Raw genomic sequence first — 15,204 nt, forward strand, 5'->3', positions numbered from 1 at the left:
CTGCACGGACGACGGAGGCCGGGTGCCCGCAGCACGCGGTCACCCGGCCTCGGCGGGAGTGTCAGACCTCGGTGTGCCCGAGGTCGGCGGTGGCGAGCAGCCGGATCTCGGGCTCGGCGAGCCCCTCCAGCTCGAGCACCACGACCTCGTTCCGCCCGGCGCGGGTCACCGGCGACGGCACGATCAGCGTGCGCTGCGGACCCCGGCGCCAGTAGCGGCCGAGCAGGAACCCGTTCACCCAGACCAGGCCCTTGCCCCAGTGCAGCGTGTCGAGGAAGAGGTCGGCCGGCTCGTCGAGCTCGATCGATCCGGAGGCGAGCGACGGCCCGGCCGCGACGCCCTCGGCCGGCGACGCGAGCGACGGGACCCGCGACAGGTCCAGCGGCCGGGCCGTCCATCCGGTGAGCTCGGCGCCGTCGAGGGCGACGCCGCCGATCAGGCCCTTGTGCTCGCCGATGCGCACGCCGTAGTTCACTCGCCCCTGGTTCTCGACCAGGATCGCCAGCGATCCGCGGCCGCGCGGGAGCGTCAGCGCACGCTCGTGGTGATCGCGCGCCAGCACGCCGACGGGCACGCCGTCCAGCAGCACCCAGGCGCGGTCGCGCACCTCGTCGCCGACGACCAGGCGGGCGGGGGAGTCGGAGCCGACGAGCTCGGTCTCGAACAGCACGAAGCCGTCGTCGTGGCCCAGTTCGTCGAACGACGCCATGCCCTCGAGCCCGGCGGCGGCGCCGAACGCGTCCAGGCCCAGCAGGGCGGGCCCCGGCAGCAGCGGCGCCGTCAGCGCGGGCGACGGAGCGCGCGGGGCGGGCGACGCCTCCGGAACCGGCGCGTAGCGCGCGATGACCTCGCGGAACGCCCAGAACTTCTCGGTCGGATGCCCGGCCTCGTCCAGCGGCGCGTCGTAGTCGTAGCTGGTGGTGATCGCGGCGTAGCGGCCCTTGTCGTTCGCTCCGCTGGTCAGGCCGAAGTTGGTGCCGCCGTGGAACATGTAGACGTTGACGGAGCCGCCCACCGCCAGCAGCGCGTCGAGCTCGCGGGCCGAGGCGGCCGCGTCCGTCGTGTGGTGCTGGGTGCCCCAGTCGTCGAACCAGCCGCACCAGAACTCCATGCACATCAGCGGGCCGGTGGGCTGGAACTCGCGCAGGGTCGCGAGGCGCTCGGGGGTGCGCGAGCCGAACGAGCCGGTGAGGTGGAGGCCGGGCAGGCTGCCGTCGGCGAGCATCTGCGGAGTCGGCTGGTCGATGGTCGTGAGCGGCACGGTGATGCCGGCGTCGCGGGTCACCCGGACGAGCTCGGCGAGGTACTCCTTGTCGGAGCCGTACGCTCCGTACTCGTTCTCGATCTGCACGAGGACGACCGGGCCGCCGGCGTCGATCTGGCGCGGAGCGACGATCGCGTAGACCTCGCGGAGGTAGTCGCTGACCGCGGCCACGTAGTGCGGCTCCCACCGGCGCACGCCCACCTCGGGGTCGCGGAACAGCCAGGCCGGGAGCCCGCCGTTGTCCCACTCCGCGCAGATGTAGGGCCCGGGGCGCACGATCGCGTGCATGCCCTCGGCCGCCACGAGGTCGAGGAAGCGGCCGAGATCGAGGCCGCCGTCGGCGCGGAAGGAGCCGCGGACCGGCTCGTGCGCGTTCCACGCGACGTAGGTCTCGATGGTGTTCAGGCCCATCAGCCTCGCCTTGCGGATGCGGTCGGCCCAGAGGTCCGGGTGCACCCGGAAGTAGTGCAGCGCGCCGGACAGGATCCGGTGCGGCCGCCCGTCGAGCTCGAAGTCGGTGGCGCCGATGGCGAAGCGGCTCTCGGGTGCGGTGGTCATGATCATCCCTCGGATCAGGAGAAGCGGGTGGTACGCGAGGAGGCCGGCCGGAGCGATCCGGCCGGCCTCCTCAAGGTGTCGGATCTACTCGGAGACCGTGAAGCCCTGCTCGTTGCCGTACTGCACGAGCTTGCTCTGCCAGTCTGCAAGTCCGTCGTCGAGGCTGGTGCCGTTCGCGTAGGCCTGTCCGACGGTGTCGCCGAAGACGCTGTTCGCGTAGACCTGGTAGGGCAGGTAGGACCAGCCAGGGCGGACGTCCTCGGAGGCCTGGGTCAGCACCTCGTTGATCTTCTGGCCGCCGAAGTACTCGGACTCGGCTCCGACGAACTCGGGGTCGGTCAGATCCGCGGTGGTCGACGGGAATCCGCCGCTCTCGAGGAAGACGTCGACCGAGGCCGGGTCGCTGTTCAGCCAGCGCAGGAACGCGGCGGCCAGGGCCGGGTTCTCGCTCTGCGAGGTGACCGACTGGCCGCCTCCGCCGTTCTCGGCGCTGACGGGGGTGCCGTCGTAGGTCGGGATGGGCGCGACGGCCCAGTCACCGGCCGCGTCCGTGACGCTGGACTCGAGCACGCCGGGCATCCATGCGCCGGTGATCAGCGAGGCGATCGATCCGTCGCCCAGGCCCTTGTACCACTCGTCTCCCCAGCCGGGGGTGTCCGAGAGCAGACCCTTCTCGACGAGCTGGTTCCAGACGCCGGTCCACTTCTTCGTGCCCTCGTCCGCGACGTCGACGGTGATGTCCTCGCCCTCGAACTGGAACGGCTGTCCGCCGGCCTGCCAGATCATGCTGGTCGCGAAGCCCGCGTCGCCGGTGTCGGCGGTGATGTACTTCGAGGGGTCGGCGGTGTGCAGCTTCTCGGCCGCGGCGACGTACTCGTCCCAGGTGGTCGGCACGGCGATGCCGTACTGGTCGAAGACGGCCTTGTTGTAGAACATCGCCATGGGGCCCGAGTCCTGGGGGAGACCGACGAGCTTGCCGTCGACGTTCACGCTGCCCCACGTGGAGGCGCTGAACGTGTCCTCCAGGTCGCCGAGGCCGTACTGCGAGAGGTCCAGGAGCGAGTCCGACAGCGCGAACTGCGGCATGGCGTAGTACTCGATCTGCACGACGTCGGGGGCGCCCGAGCCGGCCTTGATCGCGTTCTGGAGCTTGGTGTACTCGTCGGTGTTCGTGCCGGCGTTGACCAGCTCGACGTCGACCTCGGGGTACGCCTCCTCGAACGCGGCGACCTGCGCCTCGGCGCTGGGGGTCCAGCTCCAGTAGGTGAGCTTGCCGCCCGCCTCGAGGGCGGCGTCGAGGTCGGCGGCGCTGCCGCCGGCGCTCGCTCCGCCGCCGGCGGAGGGGGAGGAGCAGGCGGCCAGGGAGCCGGCGGCGAGGGCGGCCGCGGCGGCCACGGTCAGGGTCCGCCGGAGGGCGGAGCTCGTGAACTTCATAGGGGGGATCCCTTCACTTCTTCGTGCTGCGGGTGGTGGCGACCGGCGCGGGTGCTCCGGTGCAGGGGGGAGGTCGAGGGCGTCAGCCCTTGACGCTGCCGGCGCTCAGACCGGACTGCCAGAAGCGCTGGAGTCCGAGGAAGGCGACGACGATGGGGATGATCGTGAGCAGCGAGCCCGTGATCACCAGGTTGTAGATCGGCTGCGCACTGACGCCGGTGGCCTGGGCGTTCCACTGGTTCAGACCCACGGTGAGCGGGTACCACGAGGGGTCGCTCAGCATGATCAGCGGCAGGAAGTAGTTGTTCCAGGTGGCGACGACCGAGAACAGCAGCACGGTCACGATGCCCGGGGCCAGGAGCCGGATGGAGATCGTGAAGAACGTGCGGAACTCGCCCGCCCCGTCCATCCGCGCCGCCTCGAGCAGCTCGGTGGGCACCGACTCGACCGCGTACACCCAGACCAGGTACAGCCCGAAGGGGCTGATCAGCGAGGGGATGATGATCGCCCACGGGGTGTTGGTGAGGCCGAGCTGGCTGAACATGAGGAACGTCGGGACGGCCAGGGCCGTGCCGGGGACGGCGATCGCTCCGAGGACCACCGCGAAGACCGCCTTGCGGCCGGCGAAGCGGAACTTCGCGAGGCCGTAGCCGGCGAGCGTGGCGAGCAGCGTCGCTCCTCCTGCGCCGACGACGACGTAGAGGAGGGTGTTGCCGAGCCAGCGGAGGAAGATGCCGTCGCGGTAGGTGAGCGTCTCGGCGATGTTCTGGAAGAGGACGAAGTCGCCGTCGAACCAGAGGCCGAAGCTCGAGAGCAGTCCGGCCTGCGTCTTGGTCGCGTTGATGACGAGCCACGCCAGCGGCACGAGGCTGTAGAGGATGAACGCCGACATCAGCAGGGTGAAGGCGATCGACTTCTTCGGGTGGACGGAGGATCCGCGGCGGGGAGCGCGGCGGGACCTGGTCGGGCGGGAGGCGGTCGTGACGGCCATCAGTTCTCCTTGCGCGCGCCGCGGAGCTGGACCACGTAGGCGATCACCGCGGTGATCACGCCCATCACGATCGCGACCGTGGCCGACGCGTTGTACTGCTGACCCGCGAAGGACAGGTTGTAGGCGTACATGTTCGGGGTGAAGTAGGTGGTGATGATGTTCGGCGCCAGCGTCCGGAGGATGTTGGGCTCGTTGAACAGCTGGAAGCTGCCGATGATCGAGAAGATCGTGGCGATGACGATCGCACCGCGCAGGGCGGGCAGCTTGATCGAGCGGATGACGCGCATCGGGCCGGCTCCGTCGATCTCGGCGGCCTCGTAGAGCTCGCCGGGGATCGTCTTCAGTGCGGAGTAGAAGATGAGCATGTTGTAGCCCACGAACTCCCAGGTCACGATGTTGCCGATCGAGACGAGGATCCAGTCGCGCGAGAACGGAGCGACGAGGTCCGAGCCGAGCAGGTCGTTGACGTTGGCCGCGAGGCCGAAGTTGTCGCCGTAGATGAAGCCCCACATCAGCACGGCGACGACGGCGGGGACCGCGTAGGGGAGGAACACCACGATGCGGAAGAAGCCGGTGGCGTGCAGCCGGCCGCTGTCGATCGCGAGCGCCGCGACGAGGGCGAGGACCAGCATCACCGGGACCTGGACGGCCAGGAACAGGACGACGCGGACGAAGCCCTCCCAGAAGTTGGGGTCCCCGAACAGCGTCAGGTAGTTGTCGAACCCGACGAAGGCGGTGCCTCCGACGAGCTGCTCGCGGAACAGGCTGAGGTAGATCGAGTAGATCACCGGCGCGATGAACACGAGCAGGAACACGACCAGGAAGGGCGCCACGAAGGCGAGGCCCTTCCACTCGCTCTTCGCTCGCGAGCGCGGCACCTGCTTCAGCGGCGCCAGGGGAGGGTCGACCTCGCGCAGGGGGACGGGTGGAGACGTCGTCGTCATCAGTGACTTCCGTTCGATTTCGGCCACGGTGGGGGAGGCGGAGTGTTCACGTCAACATGGCAGATCGCCACCGTACCATGTTCACGTCAACACGTTCAGTATCGATCGGATCACGGTGGTTTCCCGTACGGGGGCCCCTGGTCGCCCCGATTATGTTCGAGGACGCGCTATAAACGAGGGACCATGGCTGCCGACGCGACTCCGACGACGAGCGCCGCCCCGCGTCGCCGCGGGCCCTCCATGGCCGACGTCGCCCGGCTCGCGAAGGTGTCGGGTCAGACCGTCTCGCGCGTGTCGAACGGGCGGTCGAACGTCGACGGCGAGACCCGCGAACGGGTCCTCCAGGCGATGCGGCAGGTCGGCTACCGCCCCAACAGCGCCGCCCGCGCCCTGCGGACCGGCCGGTTCCACAGCATCGGCGTGATCATGTTCACGCTGTCCTCGTTCGGCAACATGCGCACCCTCGACGCGATCGCCGTCTCAGCGGCCGACGCCGGCTACTCGATCACCCTCATCCCGGTGCCGCACCCGACGCAGGGCGAGGTCTCGGTGGCGTTCCACCGCCTGAGCGAGGAGGCGGTCGACGGCGTCATCATCATCGTCGAGGCGCACCTGCTCGACGAGGCCGACATCGTGCTGCCGCCCGATCTGCCGGTCGTCGTGGTCGACTCCGCCGGAGACGACACCCACGCGGTCATCGACACCGACCAGATGTCGGGAGCGCGCCAGGCCGTCGAGCACCTGCTCGACCTCGGGCACCGCACGGTCCACCACATCGCCGGTCCGCCCCGCTCCTACTCCGCCGAACGGCGCCGCGAGGCCTGGGAGGCGACCCTGCGCTCCCGGGGCGCCGAGGTGCCCGAGGTCCTCGTCGGCGACTGGTCGAGCGCCTCCGGCCACCGCCTGGGCGCCGAGCTGGCCGCCGATCCGACGGTGACCGCGATCTTCGCCGCGAACGACCAGATGGCCCTCGGCGTGCTGCGCGCGCTGCACGAGGCCGGCCGCGCCGTCCCCGGCGAGGTCAGCGTCGTCGGCTTCGACGACATGGAGGAGTCGGCGAGCTTCTGGCCGCCGCTCACCACCGTGCAGCAGTCGTTCGCCGACACCGGTCGCCACTCCGTCGAGATGCTGCTGCACGAGCTCGAGACGGGCGAGCGCACCGGAGCGGTGCTCGTCCCGACGGGCCTCGTCGTGCGGGCGAGCACGGGGCCGGCCCCGGCCTGACGGCTGCGGGTCGACCGACTCGGGTCGCCTCGCCGAGTCGCCCGGAAAGCCGTGCTCCTACGGCGTGTCGGGAGCCCTTCCGGGCGACTCAGTGGGCCGGCGCGGAGAAGAGGCTCAGGGCGCGGCGGAACGACGCGCTGTCGGCGCGGGTGGCGGCGGTCGTGAGGAGGCAGCCCGTCCCGATCCGGCGCGACCACTCGCCCCGGCACGGCACGGTGACGATCGTCGTGAGGCCCGCCCGCCAGGCCGGGACCAGCGCGATCAGGTCGCGTCGCTCCGGGTGGTCCTCGAGAGCGGTCGGCATCTCCGGGACCTGGGCGGCCCTCCACTGCTCGAAGGGCTCGCCGAGGACTTCCGTCCCGAAGCGGTCGCCCCAGCGCGGGCCGATCAGCCGGGCGAGGAGGTCGGCGCGCTCGGCCGACCCGTCCTCGGTCAGGATCAGCCGGTCGAACAGGGTGGGATCCTGACCGGCCGCGGCGTGCTCGAGGGCGCTCCGCCAGAGGCCGGCCCAGGCGTCCTGCTGGAGGATCCGGTCGGGAGCCATGATCGTCGCCGGAGGATCCACGAGCAGCGGAGGCAGGTCGTCGCCGACCGGCGCCAGTCCGAACCGCTCGCGGACCCAGAGGAGCTCGAGCAGCGCCGCCGAGGACTCCTCGACGCGGATCGTCATGTCGTGCGGCCAGGGGTCGCCGGGGATCGGCCGATCGGATCTCATGCTCCAGCGAAGCACGCGCAGCGGTGCCGCGCACGGATCCGCCCGGAACGCACCCCCCTCGGCGCGACCCCGCCCGGTGGTGTGCGCGTCGGTACTGTGGACGTCGTCCCGGTCGAGCGGCCGGGCGAGACGATACGGGAGAAGAACATGTCGGTCGGTCTGCTCGCGGTGGTCGATGACATCCTCACCGCCGCCCTGAAAGCCAGCGCGAAGACGGCGGGAGTCGTCATCGACGACGCGGCCGTCACTCCGCAGTACGTCCAGGGCCTGACGCCGGCGCGCGAGCTGCCCGTCGTGTGGAAGATCTCGCTGGGCAGCCTGTTCAACAAGTTCATCATCATTATCCCGCTGGCGCTGCTGCTGTCGGCCTTCGCGCCCGCGGTGCTGCCGTTCCTGCTGATCATCGGAGGCACGTTCCTCTGCTTCGAGGGCGCCGAGAAGGTGTCGGAGTGGTTCGGACTGCACCACGCGGCCGCCGAGACCGAGGCGCGGGACGAGAAGAAGCTGGTGTTCGGGGCGATCCGCACCGACCTCATCCTCAGCACCGAGATCATGCTGATCGCGCTCGACGGGCTCGACCCCGACTTCGGCTTCGGTCCGACGCTGGGCGCGCTCGCGATCATCGGCCTCGGCATGACCGCGCTGGTCTACGGCGCCGTGGCGCTGCTGGTCAAGATCGACGACGTGGGCCTGGGGATGATGAAGAACTCCTCGCGCGGGGTGCGCCGCGCGGGCGTGCGCATCGTCGCGTCGATGCCGGTCGTGTTCCGGGTCATCAGCATCATCGGCACGCTCGCGATGCTCTGGGTCGGCGGGCATCTCGTGATCTCGAACCTCGCCGAGACCTTCTGGCACCTGCCGTACGACCTCGTGCACGTCGTGACCCACGCGGTCGAGGCGGCCGGCCCGGTCGTGGTGTGGCTGGCGGACACGTTCGTGTCGATGATCTTCGGCCTCGTGCTCGGAGCGATCGTGGTCGCGATCGTCACCGGTGTCTCGTCGCTGCGCCGCAAGGGCGAGCCGGCGTCGTCGGGGCACTGACCTCGGCCTCCCGCTGACCGGGCCTCCGCGCCTTGCTGATCGAGTAGCCCGCGCAGCGGGCGTCTCGAGATCCCCGTCCTCCGGGAGCGGCGGTCTCGATACGCGGCATGCCGCCGCTACTCGACCAGCAGGGGGACGGGTGGGCCCGTGTGCTGAGGTTGCGCGCCCCGCTCCCTCCTTCTGCTGATCGAGTAGCCCGCGCAGCGGCGCGTATCGAGATCCACGTCCTCCGAGCGTGGGTGGGTCTCGATACGCCCCTTCGGGGCTACTCGACCAGCAGGCCGGCCGGGCGGTGAGGTGCGGAACGTCAGCGGGAGTGCGGCTCAGCGACGATGGTGGCTGACGCGAGCTCTCGGCTGAGATTGTGCAGCTCTCTGCTGATCGAGTGGCCCGCGTTGCGGGCGTCTCGAGATCCCCGTCCTCCGGGCGATGGTGGGTCTCGATACGCCCCTTCGGGGCTACTCGACCAGCAAGACGGGGGTGAGACGACGCGACCGCCCCCGCCCCGAGGGGCGGAGGCGGTCACGAGGGGAGCGGACGGAAGGTCAGCAGGAGCGCGCCGTGTACGGCGCCGTGACGACCGTGGTCACGGTCTTCCCGTCGACCGTGCCCGTCGCGGTGACCGAGACCTCGCCCGCGGCGACCGAGGCCGCACGGGTCGAGAACGCGGCCGTCGCGGACTTGCCGGGGGCGACTCCGGTGAACTGCTTCGAGCCGAACGCCGAGGCGACCGTCATGCCCACCGGCACCGCGGAGTCGTTCCGCGCCGTCGCGGTCAGCGTCACCTTGCCGCCGATGCAGCGGGTCGACGCCGTCACCGTCAGGGCGAGCGCGACGGGCGGCCGCAGCTCGACCGTCACCCGGGTCGTGGTGGTGCTCGACCCGTCGGCGGAGGTCACGGCCACCGTGCCGACTCCGCCGTTCGCGGTGGTGGGCTGGGTGACGCGCACCTGGGCGGCCGAGTCGGTGGCGACGGCGCCGAGCACCGGCATCCGCGTGCCCTCGACGACGACCGCGTACTCGGTGCGGGCCGGATCGAACCCGGCCACGCCGACTCCGTCGACGCGCAGGGCGCCGAGGGTGCTCACCGCGGCGGGGGAGGCCGTCGAGTCGAACAGCTGCACCTCCGACACGATCATGTGCGTGTTGGCGTAGGCGTTCATCACGACGCGGAAGCCGGTCGCGGTGATCGGGGCGAACGTCGCAGAGTAGGTCGGCGCGGTGCCGTCGGCGGGGGAGGCGACGGGCTGCGCCGTCTCCCAGCCGGGGACCGAGGTCCACGTGCCGTCGGTGCCGCGGGCCTGCAGCTGGATCGACTGCGCCCAGCTGTTCGTGCCGTCGCGGTAGAACTGCACGCTCGCCTTCTCGACCTGCTTCGCCGCCGGGAAGGTGTAGGTCAGCGTGCTCTGGGTCGCCTTGTTCGACGAGACCCAGTTCGACCAGCCCTTGTCGCCGAGCACGCCGTTGCGGGTGCGCTCGGGACCGTAGCCCGACTCGGACGAGGACGCGGTGGCGGTGATGCCGGCGTCGGGGGCGAAGTTGCGCAGCGTCCCCGCGGTGACCAGCACCGTGAGGGTCGCGGGCAGCGTCGCTCCGTCGGCGGTCGCCGTGCCCGTGATGCGGACCGACCCGGTCTGCGCGAGCGAGGCGGTGGTCAGCGGCGTCCAGTCCCACGTGACCGGCACGGCGAACGTGCTGGTCGAGGCCCCGACGCGAGCCGGGACCGTGGTGGGTGCGGCGGCGCGGACGGCGGTGGTGGAGGCTCCGCTCGCGACCGTGACCGATACGGGGTCGGTCGCGGTGAGTCCGCCCACATCGACGAGCGCGGTGACCGGGATCGACTGACCGTAGAGGTCGGTCGCGGTGCCGGGCACGTCGACGCGACCGGCGGTGCCCCACGCGGAGGACGCCGGCTGCTGCCAGGTCACCGCGACGGGAGCGCCCGCGCCCCACTGGTACTGCGGCGTGATCGAGGCGGGCAGGGTCGGCGCGACGCCGACCGTGGTCCGCACCGGGACCGTCTGGGCGGCGAGCGGCGCGAGGTCGCGCAGCTGCCACGACTGGTTCGCTCCGCCGTTGGAGCCGTAGACGCCCACGGTGGTGTTCTCGGCGGTCGACTGGCCGTTGACGTCGAGCGAGAGCGCGAGCGCCTCGTTCACGAGGGTGTAGCGGGCGCCGTCGGTGGTGCTCACGATCCAGCGGGTCGCGGCGGTGCCCTTCGCGGAGTCGACGGAGACGCTGCGCAGGTCGGTGCCGGCGCTGGTCGCTCCGAGCACCCGGCCGTCGCCGTTCTCGAGGACGACTCGGCGGGTGGCCTCGCGCTCGCCGGCCGGCACCTCGTGCGCGGTCCAGGTCTGCTTGGCGGCCGTGGCGGAGTCGGTGGCGAGCGTGGTGATCGCGGTCGACGAGGTCGTCGCCGTCAGCGCCTTGCCGCTCTGGGTGCCGACCAGCTGGTAGTCGTGGCCGTCGCGGAACGCGGAGGCCGTGTCGGCGACTCCCGAGACTCCGTCGATCGAGAACGTGGTGACCGACTTGGCGGGCACCGTCACGGTCGCGGTGCGCGACTCGCGGTCGATGACGACGGGCACCTTCTCGACGAGTGCGTTGCCGGAGGGGGCTGCGGCCGAGGCGGCCTGGGTCGTGACGAACGGAGTGACGTCGGCGCCCGCGGCGATCGTGCCGAAGCGCGAGAGGTCGAGGGTGACGGTGCGCTCGGCGGTGGCGGTGTTGGTGTGCACGACGGTCGCTCCGGAGCCGTCCGCGCGGGTGGCGGCGGTGGTCGCAGCGTCGTCGACGGCGATCAGGTGGTCGCCCTCGTGGATGAACTTGGTGAAGTTGCGGATGGTGTTGAACTTCGAGTTCGTCTCGACGCCGCAGACGGGCGCCTTGGTCGAGTCGCCGCCGGCGTCCGCGACGCGGCGCACCGACTTCCAGACCTCGGCCCCGCCCTCCTGGTACGGCTTGCAGTCGAGGTCGATGAAGACGGAGCCCCAGTTGAGGTTCTCGCCCTGGGGCTTGGGCTTCTCCATGTTGTAGAAGTCCTCGACGGGCTGCCAGAGCACCCACGCCTTCGGCTCGAGCTCGCGGAGGTCGTCGGTGATGCGGCCGGCGATGCCGAGGCCGTTCTCGATGCTGGTGGGGTTCCAGCCCTGCACCCAGTTGCCCTCGATCTCGCTCATCCACAGGTCCTTGTCGGCCTGCTTGGCGAGGTCGCGGACCGCGAGGCGGTCGCCGGTGCCGTAGGTGTGGACGTTCATCCGGTCGACGAGATCGCGGGCCGACTGCGGGTACGCGGCCCAGTTCGTCTTGAAGATGCTGGGGTTGGTCTCGTCCATCGCGGCGATGCCGGCGTCGGAGTCCGAGGCGGCCAGCGCGGTGGCGACGTCGGGGAGCAGGCTCACCTGGGCGGCGGGGCCCATGTGCATGCCCTCCTGACGGCCGCCGGTGGGGACGCCGTTGGTGAGGGTGGTGCCCCAGTAGTTCGTGTTCGGCTCGTTGAACGGGTCGAGGGTGTCGAACTGGATGCCGTACTCGGCCTCCATCCGCTCGGTGACGGTCGCGAGGTACTCGGCGAACTTCGCCTCGGCGGCGGGCTTGAGCTGCTCGGCCGTCGAGCTGAACCCGCCCGAGACGTAGCCGCTCTCGGTCATGAAGTAGGGGGCGGAGTTGGCGAACGACTCCCAGTGCGTGATCTGCTGCTCGGCGGCGAGCTTCTCGACCCACCAGCGCTGCGTCTCGTCGGCGGTGAAGTCGTAGGAGGCGGGGTCGGAGGGGTCCCACTTCGCCAGCAGCGCGTCGCGGTCGGCGAGGTTCGTGGAGGTGCCGCCGTAGACGGACGGATCGCCGGTGGGGTTCTTCGCCCACCAGCCCTCGACCGCGCCGCCGGGGCGGAGGTAGTCCTTCACGTCGGAGGCGTTGCCGCCGCCGATGTTGTAGCGGGCGATGTTGAGGTCGAGGCCCTCCTCGCCGAACACCTTCTGGTACAGGTCCTCGCGGAGGGCCTCGGGGTAGTTCCCGGTGGCGTTGGCGAACCAGACGAGGCTGGTGCCCCAGCCCTCGTACGCCTCGCCCGAGTAGGCGGGATTGGGGGTGATGCGGACCCCGTCCGCGGCCTCGGCGGGGGCTGCCGCCGTGGGGAGGGCGAGCACCGCCCCGGCGGCCAGTGCGGCGCTCGTGGCGAGCGCGGCCAGTCGTCTAACGGACATCGACATTGATGCTGTCTCTCTTTCGCCGGTGAGAAGAGATGCGCGTTCACGTGAACACGCTCGAGCGCCACGGTACATGTTGACGTCACCATTGTGAAGGACGGTGCTCGGAGGAGTGCTCGCGGAGGAGTGCTCGCGGAGGGGCGCCGCGGGCGGAGTGCCGTCCGTCAGGGGTGCGCGGGCGGGTCGCACGCCTCCGCGGCGGCGTCGACGCGGTGGACCAGCACGGTGTGGCCGACGTGGGCGAGGCCGAGCTCGAGGAAGTCGCGCACGTGCGCGTCGGCCAGCGCGTACGAGGCGGTGCGCCCCTCGCGCTGCACCTCGACGACCCGGTGGGAGCGGAGCAGCCGCAGGGCGTGCGAGGTCGCGGACGGGCTGAGTCCGCTGCGCTCGGAGAGCTCGCCGACGCGGAGCGGGCCGGGGAGCAGGGCCAGCAGGATCCGCATCCGCCCCGGGTCGCCCAGCAGGCCGAAGACGTCGGCGAGGTCGGCGACGGCCGCGTCGGACGGGAGGCCGTGCGCGTCGGCGGGGGCGTCGGGTGCCATGGCTGCTCCGGAGGGACGAGGGAGGTCGGAGGGGGGCGCGTGCGGGTCAGATCGCATGGGTCTGCTCCGGGAACTCCTCCGGCTCGCACTGGATCGTCGCGTGGGCGACACCGTGATCCTCCCGCAGAACCGCGAGGACCGCGCCGAGCACGTCGCGGTAGTCGACCTCGGGAGCGACGACGATGTGCCCGCTCGCGCTCTCCAGGCCCGAGGTGATGGTCCAGACGTGGAGGTCGTGCAGGGCGAGCACCCCGGGCACGGCGCGGACGTCGCGCTCGATCGCGGCGACGTCGAGGTGCGCGGGCGCCGACTCCATCAGGATCGCCAGGGCCTGGCGGGTCAGCGACCAGGTGCGCGGCAGGATCAGGAGGCCGATCAGCACGCCTGCCACGGGATCCGCCCACGCCCACCCGGTGGTGAGGAGGAGGATCGCGGCCACGATCACGCCGACCGAGCCGAGCGCGTCGCCGAGGACCTCGAGCGAGGCCCCGCGCAGGGTGATGCTCTCCTTCGCGCCGACCGACAGCAGGCGCAGGCTCACCAGGTTGACCAGCAGTCCGGCGACGGCGGTCAGCAGGAGGGGGAGGCCCGGGACCGCGGGCGGCTCCGCGAAGCGGCGCACCGCCTCGACGATGACGAACGCGGCGACTCCGAACAGCAGGAGCCCGTTGGCGAGGGCGGCCAGGACCTCGAGGCGGTAGGAGCCGTAGGTGCGGGCGCGGGCGGCGGGGCGCGCGGCGAGCGAGATCGCCGCCAGCGACATCCCGAGGGCGAGGACGTCGGTGCCCATGTGGGCGGCGTCCGAGAGGAGGGCGAGCGAGCCGGTGCTGATGCCGACCGCGAACTCGACGATCATGAACGCCGCGGTCAGGACGAAGGCGGCGAGCAGGGGGCGGCGGTGCCGCGCGGCGGCGGATCCGCTCGGGCCGTGCGCGTGTCCGGCGCCCACGGTCAGTCCACTCCTGAAAGCCTGTTCATATGAACAGTCTTGCACATGTCGCCGCCGATGAGGCCGGCGGTCAGAGGGGCGGGGCGTCCCAGAGCGTCTCGAGCGGGTCCTCGACATCGAGGCCCTCGAGGTTCTCGCGGTGCCGGCGCTCCGCCTCGGCCGGCAGGATCTCGCCGAGGTCCTCCGACGCGCGGAGGGCGGCCGCGCGACCGCCGTCTCGGGTGAGGAACGGGTCGTCGGGGGTGGCGCGCCGGACTCCGTCGCGGCTGTCGAAGGACTGCGCGGTGATCGCGGTGACGCCGGGCGAGGAGGCGAGCAGTCCGAGGGCGACCCGGTCGGCTGCGCGCCACGCGGCGGCGCTCGAACGGCGCTCGACGGCGACGGGGCCGTCGACGGTCTCGATCGTGAGCTGCTCGATCTCGGGCAGCAGGTGCAGGATCCGGACCGCGGCGTCGAGGGTCTCGGGAGCGACGGAGTCGACGGAACCGGAGTAGCGGAGCGACCACTCGTCGGTCGGGGGGTGGCGGCGCCACTCGTCCATCTCGGGGTCCTCTCCGCACCGCACCTCGGGAGAGGGCGCGCACCGGGGTCTGGGGGTGCTCGATACGATCGAATGTATCCGAACGGTTCACCGAAGTCACGATCGGTCCTGCGATCAGGGGTTTTTCACCCCCAGCTGGGGCGACCCGACCGGGGGGCACCTCACTCGGGGGTGAGTGCACCGGGTGGAGCGGTTCAGCCGATGAGCTCGGCGACCGTGTAGCCGAAGACGGCTCCGAGGGTCTCCTCGTCGCGGATGCCCGCGTAGACGAAGCCGAACGGGTTCTCGCCGCCGACGAGAGCGTTGTAGACGCCCGTCACCGAGAACCGGCCGGTCGCGGGGTCGACCGGCACGAGGCCGCCGGCATCGCGGCGGAGGTCGACGCGCGTCGGCGAGACGTCGGAGTAGCGCAGGAAGACGGAGGTGGGCAGGGGCCCGCTCGAGACGGTCACGACGCCGGTGAGGGCGGGGAACTCGACGCGGTCGCCGACCCGCGCGCCGTGGTAGGTGGCGGGGGAGAACGCGATGGTCCCCGTCCGCGTCGCGGGCCGGGCCGGGGTGGAGGCCGCGGCGCTGGGGGCGGCGATCGCGACGGCGATCACGGGGGCGGCCCAGGCGGCGCCGGTGAGGACGGAGCGGCGTCGGAGCGCGCTGGAGGAGGGAGTGCGGTCGTTCATCAGGGAGGGGTCCTTCGGGGGTGGGGGGCGCGGCCGTTCTCGGGTGGCCGGGCGGTTCGTCGACGCTCGTCGCCGGCGATTCGGGTGGCCGACGAGGTGCGGGCGGGAGCGCGTCG

General features: G+C 71.5%; 12 protein-coding genes. 2 read left to right on the plus strand and 10 right to left on the minus strand.

Features of this window, described 5'->3' with window-relative positions:
* Positions 1-61: 61 nt before the first annotated feature.
* The 4 genes from AC0CID_RS14805 to AC0CID_RS14820 all read right to left on the minus strand — a co-directional run bounded on the left by AC0CID_RS14805 (position 62) and on the right by AC0CID_RS14820 (position 5,191).
* Entirely contained in the window at positions 62-1,828 is a 1,767-nt protein-coding gene (locus tag AC0CID_RS14805; protein ID WP_465227392.1) for a glycoside hydrolase family 35 protein, read from the minus strand.
* A gap of 78 nt (positions 1,829-1,906) precedes the next feature.
* Positions 1,907-3,256 carry an ABC transporter substrate-binding protein gene (locus AC0CID_RS14810; protein WP_465227393.1) on the minus strand — a complete coding sequence of 450 codons (1,350 nt, stop codon included), beginning with the start codon at positions 3,254-3,256 and terminating at the stop codon, positions 1,907-1,909.
* Between the two features lie 82 nt (positions 3,257-3,338).
* Positions 3,339-4,247: a carbohydrate ABC transporter permease gene (locus tag AC0CID_RS14815; RefSeq protein ID WP_465227394.1), complete on the minus strand. Its 909-nt coding sequence runs from the start codon at positions 4,245-4,247 to the stop codon at positions 3,339-3,341.
* Complete coding sequence (locus AC0CID_RS14820; RefSeq protein WP_465227395.1) at positions 4,247-5,191, minus strand: carbohydrate ABC transporter permease; 945 nt, start codon at positions 5,189-5,191, stop codon at positions 4,247-4,249. The genes AC0CID_RS14815 and AC0CID_RS14820 overlap by 1 nt, the downstream gene beginning before the upstream one ends.
* Before the next feature lie 183 nt (positions 5,192-5,374).
* Here AC0CID_RS14820 and AC0CID_RS14825 point away from each other — a divergent pair, with 183 nt between their 5' ends.
* Positions 5,375-6,415 (plus strand): LacI family DNA-binding transcriptional regulator, encoded by a 1,041-nt coding sequence (locus tag AC0CID_RS14825; protein WP_465227396.1) that lies wholly within the window; start codon positions 5,375-5,377, stop codon positions 6,413-6,415.
* Between the two features lie 88 nt (positions 6,416-6,503).
* On the opposite strand, the gene AC0CID_RS14830 is transcribed toward AC0CID_RS14825, so the two are convergent.
* Positions 6,504-7,130: a hypothetical protein gene (locus AC0CID_RS14830; RefSeq protein WP_465227397.1), complete on the minus strand. Its 627-nt coding sequence runs from the start codon at positions 7,128-7,130 to the stop codon at positions 6,504-6,506.
* Between the two features lie 147 nt (positions 7,131-7,277).
* Between AC0CID_RS14830 and AC0CID_RS14835 the strand changes: the two genes are divergently transcribed.
* Positions 7,278-8,171, plus strand: a complete 894-nt coding sequence (locus AC0CID_RS14835; protein WP_207407450.1) for a DUF808 domain-containing protein — start codon at positions 7,278-7,280, stop codon at positions 8,169-8,171.
* Between the two features lie 545 nt (positions 8,172-8,716).
* Here AC0CID_RS14835 and AC0CID_RS14840 read toward each other — a convergent pair.
* The 5 genes from AC0CID_RS14840 to AC0CID_RS14860 all read right to left on the minus strand — a co-directional run bounded on the left by AC0CID_RS14840 (position 8,717) and on the right by AC0CID_RS14860 (position 15,088).
* Positions 8,717-12,376, minus strand: coding sequence for an RICIN domain-containing protein (locus AC0CID_RS14840; protein WP_465227398.1), 3,660 nt, complete (start codon positions 12,374-12,376; stop codon positions 8,717-8,719).
* Between the two features lie 167 nt (positions 12,377-12,543).
* Positions 12,544-12,921 (minus strand): ArsR/SmtB family transcription factor, encoded by a 378-nt coding sequence (locus AC0CID_RS14845; RefSeq protein ID WP_207407446.1) that lies wholly within the window; start codon positions 12,919-12,921, stop codon positions 12,544-12,546.
* A 46-nt stretch (positions 12,922-12,967) separates the two neighbouring features.
* Positions 12,968-13,870, minus strand: coding sequence for a cation diffusion facilitator family transporter (locus tag AC0CID_RS14850; RefSeq protein ID WP_465227399.1), 903 nt, complete (start codon positions 13,868-13,870; stop codon positions 12,968-12,970).
* Between the two features lie 70 nt (positions 13,871-13,940).
* Positions 13,941-14,411 carry a hypothetical protein gene (locus AC0CID_RS14855; RefSeq protein WP_465227400.1) on the minus strand — a complete coding sequence of 157 codons (471 nt, stop codon included), beginning with the start codon at positions 14,409-14,411 and terminating at the stop codon, positions 13,941-13,943.
* Between the two features lie 194 nt (positions 14,412-14,605).
* Entirely contained in the window at positions 14,606-15,088 is a 483-nt protein-coding gene (locus AC0CID_RS14860) for a hypothetical protein (protein WP_465227401.1), read from the minus strand.
* Positions 15,089-15,204: the final 116 nt, after the last annotated feature.

It is taken from the genome of Rathayibacter sp. AC451, assembly GCF_979253095.1.

Bases quoted from the DNA above. Each gene is read 5' to 3' on its own strand.
- AC0CID_RS14805 (WP_465227392.1), bottom strand. From the start codon at position 1,828: ATGATCATGACCACCGCACCCGAGAGCCGCTTCGCCATCGGCGCCACC.
- AC0CID_RS14810 (WP_465227393.1), bottom strand. From the start codon at position 3,256: ATGAAGTTCACGAGCTCCGCCCTCCGGCGGACCCTGACCGTGGCCGCC.
- AC0CID_RS14815 (WP_465227394.1), bottom strand. From the start codon at position 4,247: ATGGCCGTCACGACCGCCTCCCGCCCGACCAGGTCCCGCCGCGCTCCC.
- AC0CID_RS14820 (WP_465227395.1), bottom strand. From the start codon at position 5,191: ATGACGACGACGTCTCCACCCGTCCCCCTGCGCGAGGTCGACCCTCCC.
- AC0CID_RS14825 (WP_465227396.1), top strand. From the start codon at position 5,375: ATGGCTGCCGACGCGACTCCGACGACGAGCGCCGCCCCGCGTCGCCGC.
- AC0CID_RS14830 (WP_465227397.1), bottom strand. From the start codon at position 7,130: ATGAGATCCGATCGGCCGATCCCCGGCGACCCCTGGCCGCACGACATG.
- AC0CID_RS14835 (WP_207407450.1), top strand. From the start codon at position 7,278: ATGTCGGTCGGTCTGCTCGCGGTGGTCGATGACATCCTCACCGCCGCC.
- AC0CID_RS14840 (WP_465227398.1), bottom strand. From the start codon at position 12,376: ATGTCCGTTAGACGACTGGCCGCGCTCGCCACGAGCGCCGCACTGGCC.
- AC0CID_RS14845 (WP_207407446.1), bottom strand. From the start codon at position 12,921: ATGGCACCCGACGCCCCCGCCGACGCGCACGGCCTCCCGTCCGACGCG.
- AC0CID_RS14855 (WP_465227400.1), bottom strand. From the start codon at position 14,411: ATGGACGAGTGGCGCCGCCACCCCCCGACCGACGAGTGGTCGCTCCGC.
- AC0CID_RS14860 (WP_465227401.1), bottom strand. From the start codon at position 15,088: ATGAACGACCGCACTCCCTCCTCCAGCGCGCTCCGACGCCGCTCCGTC.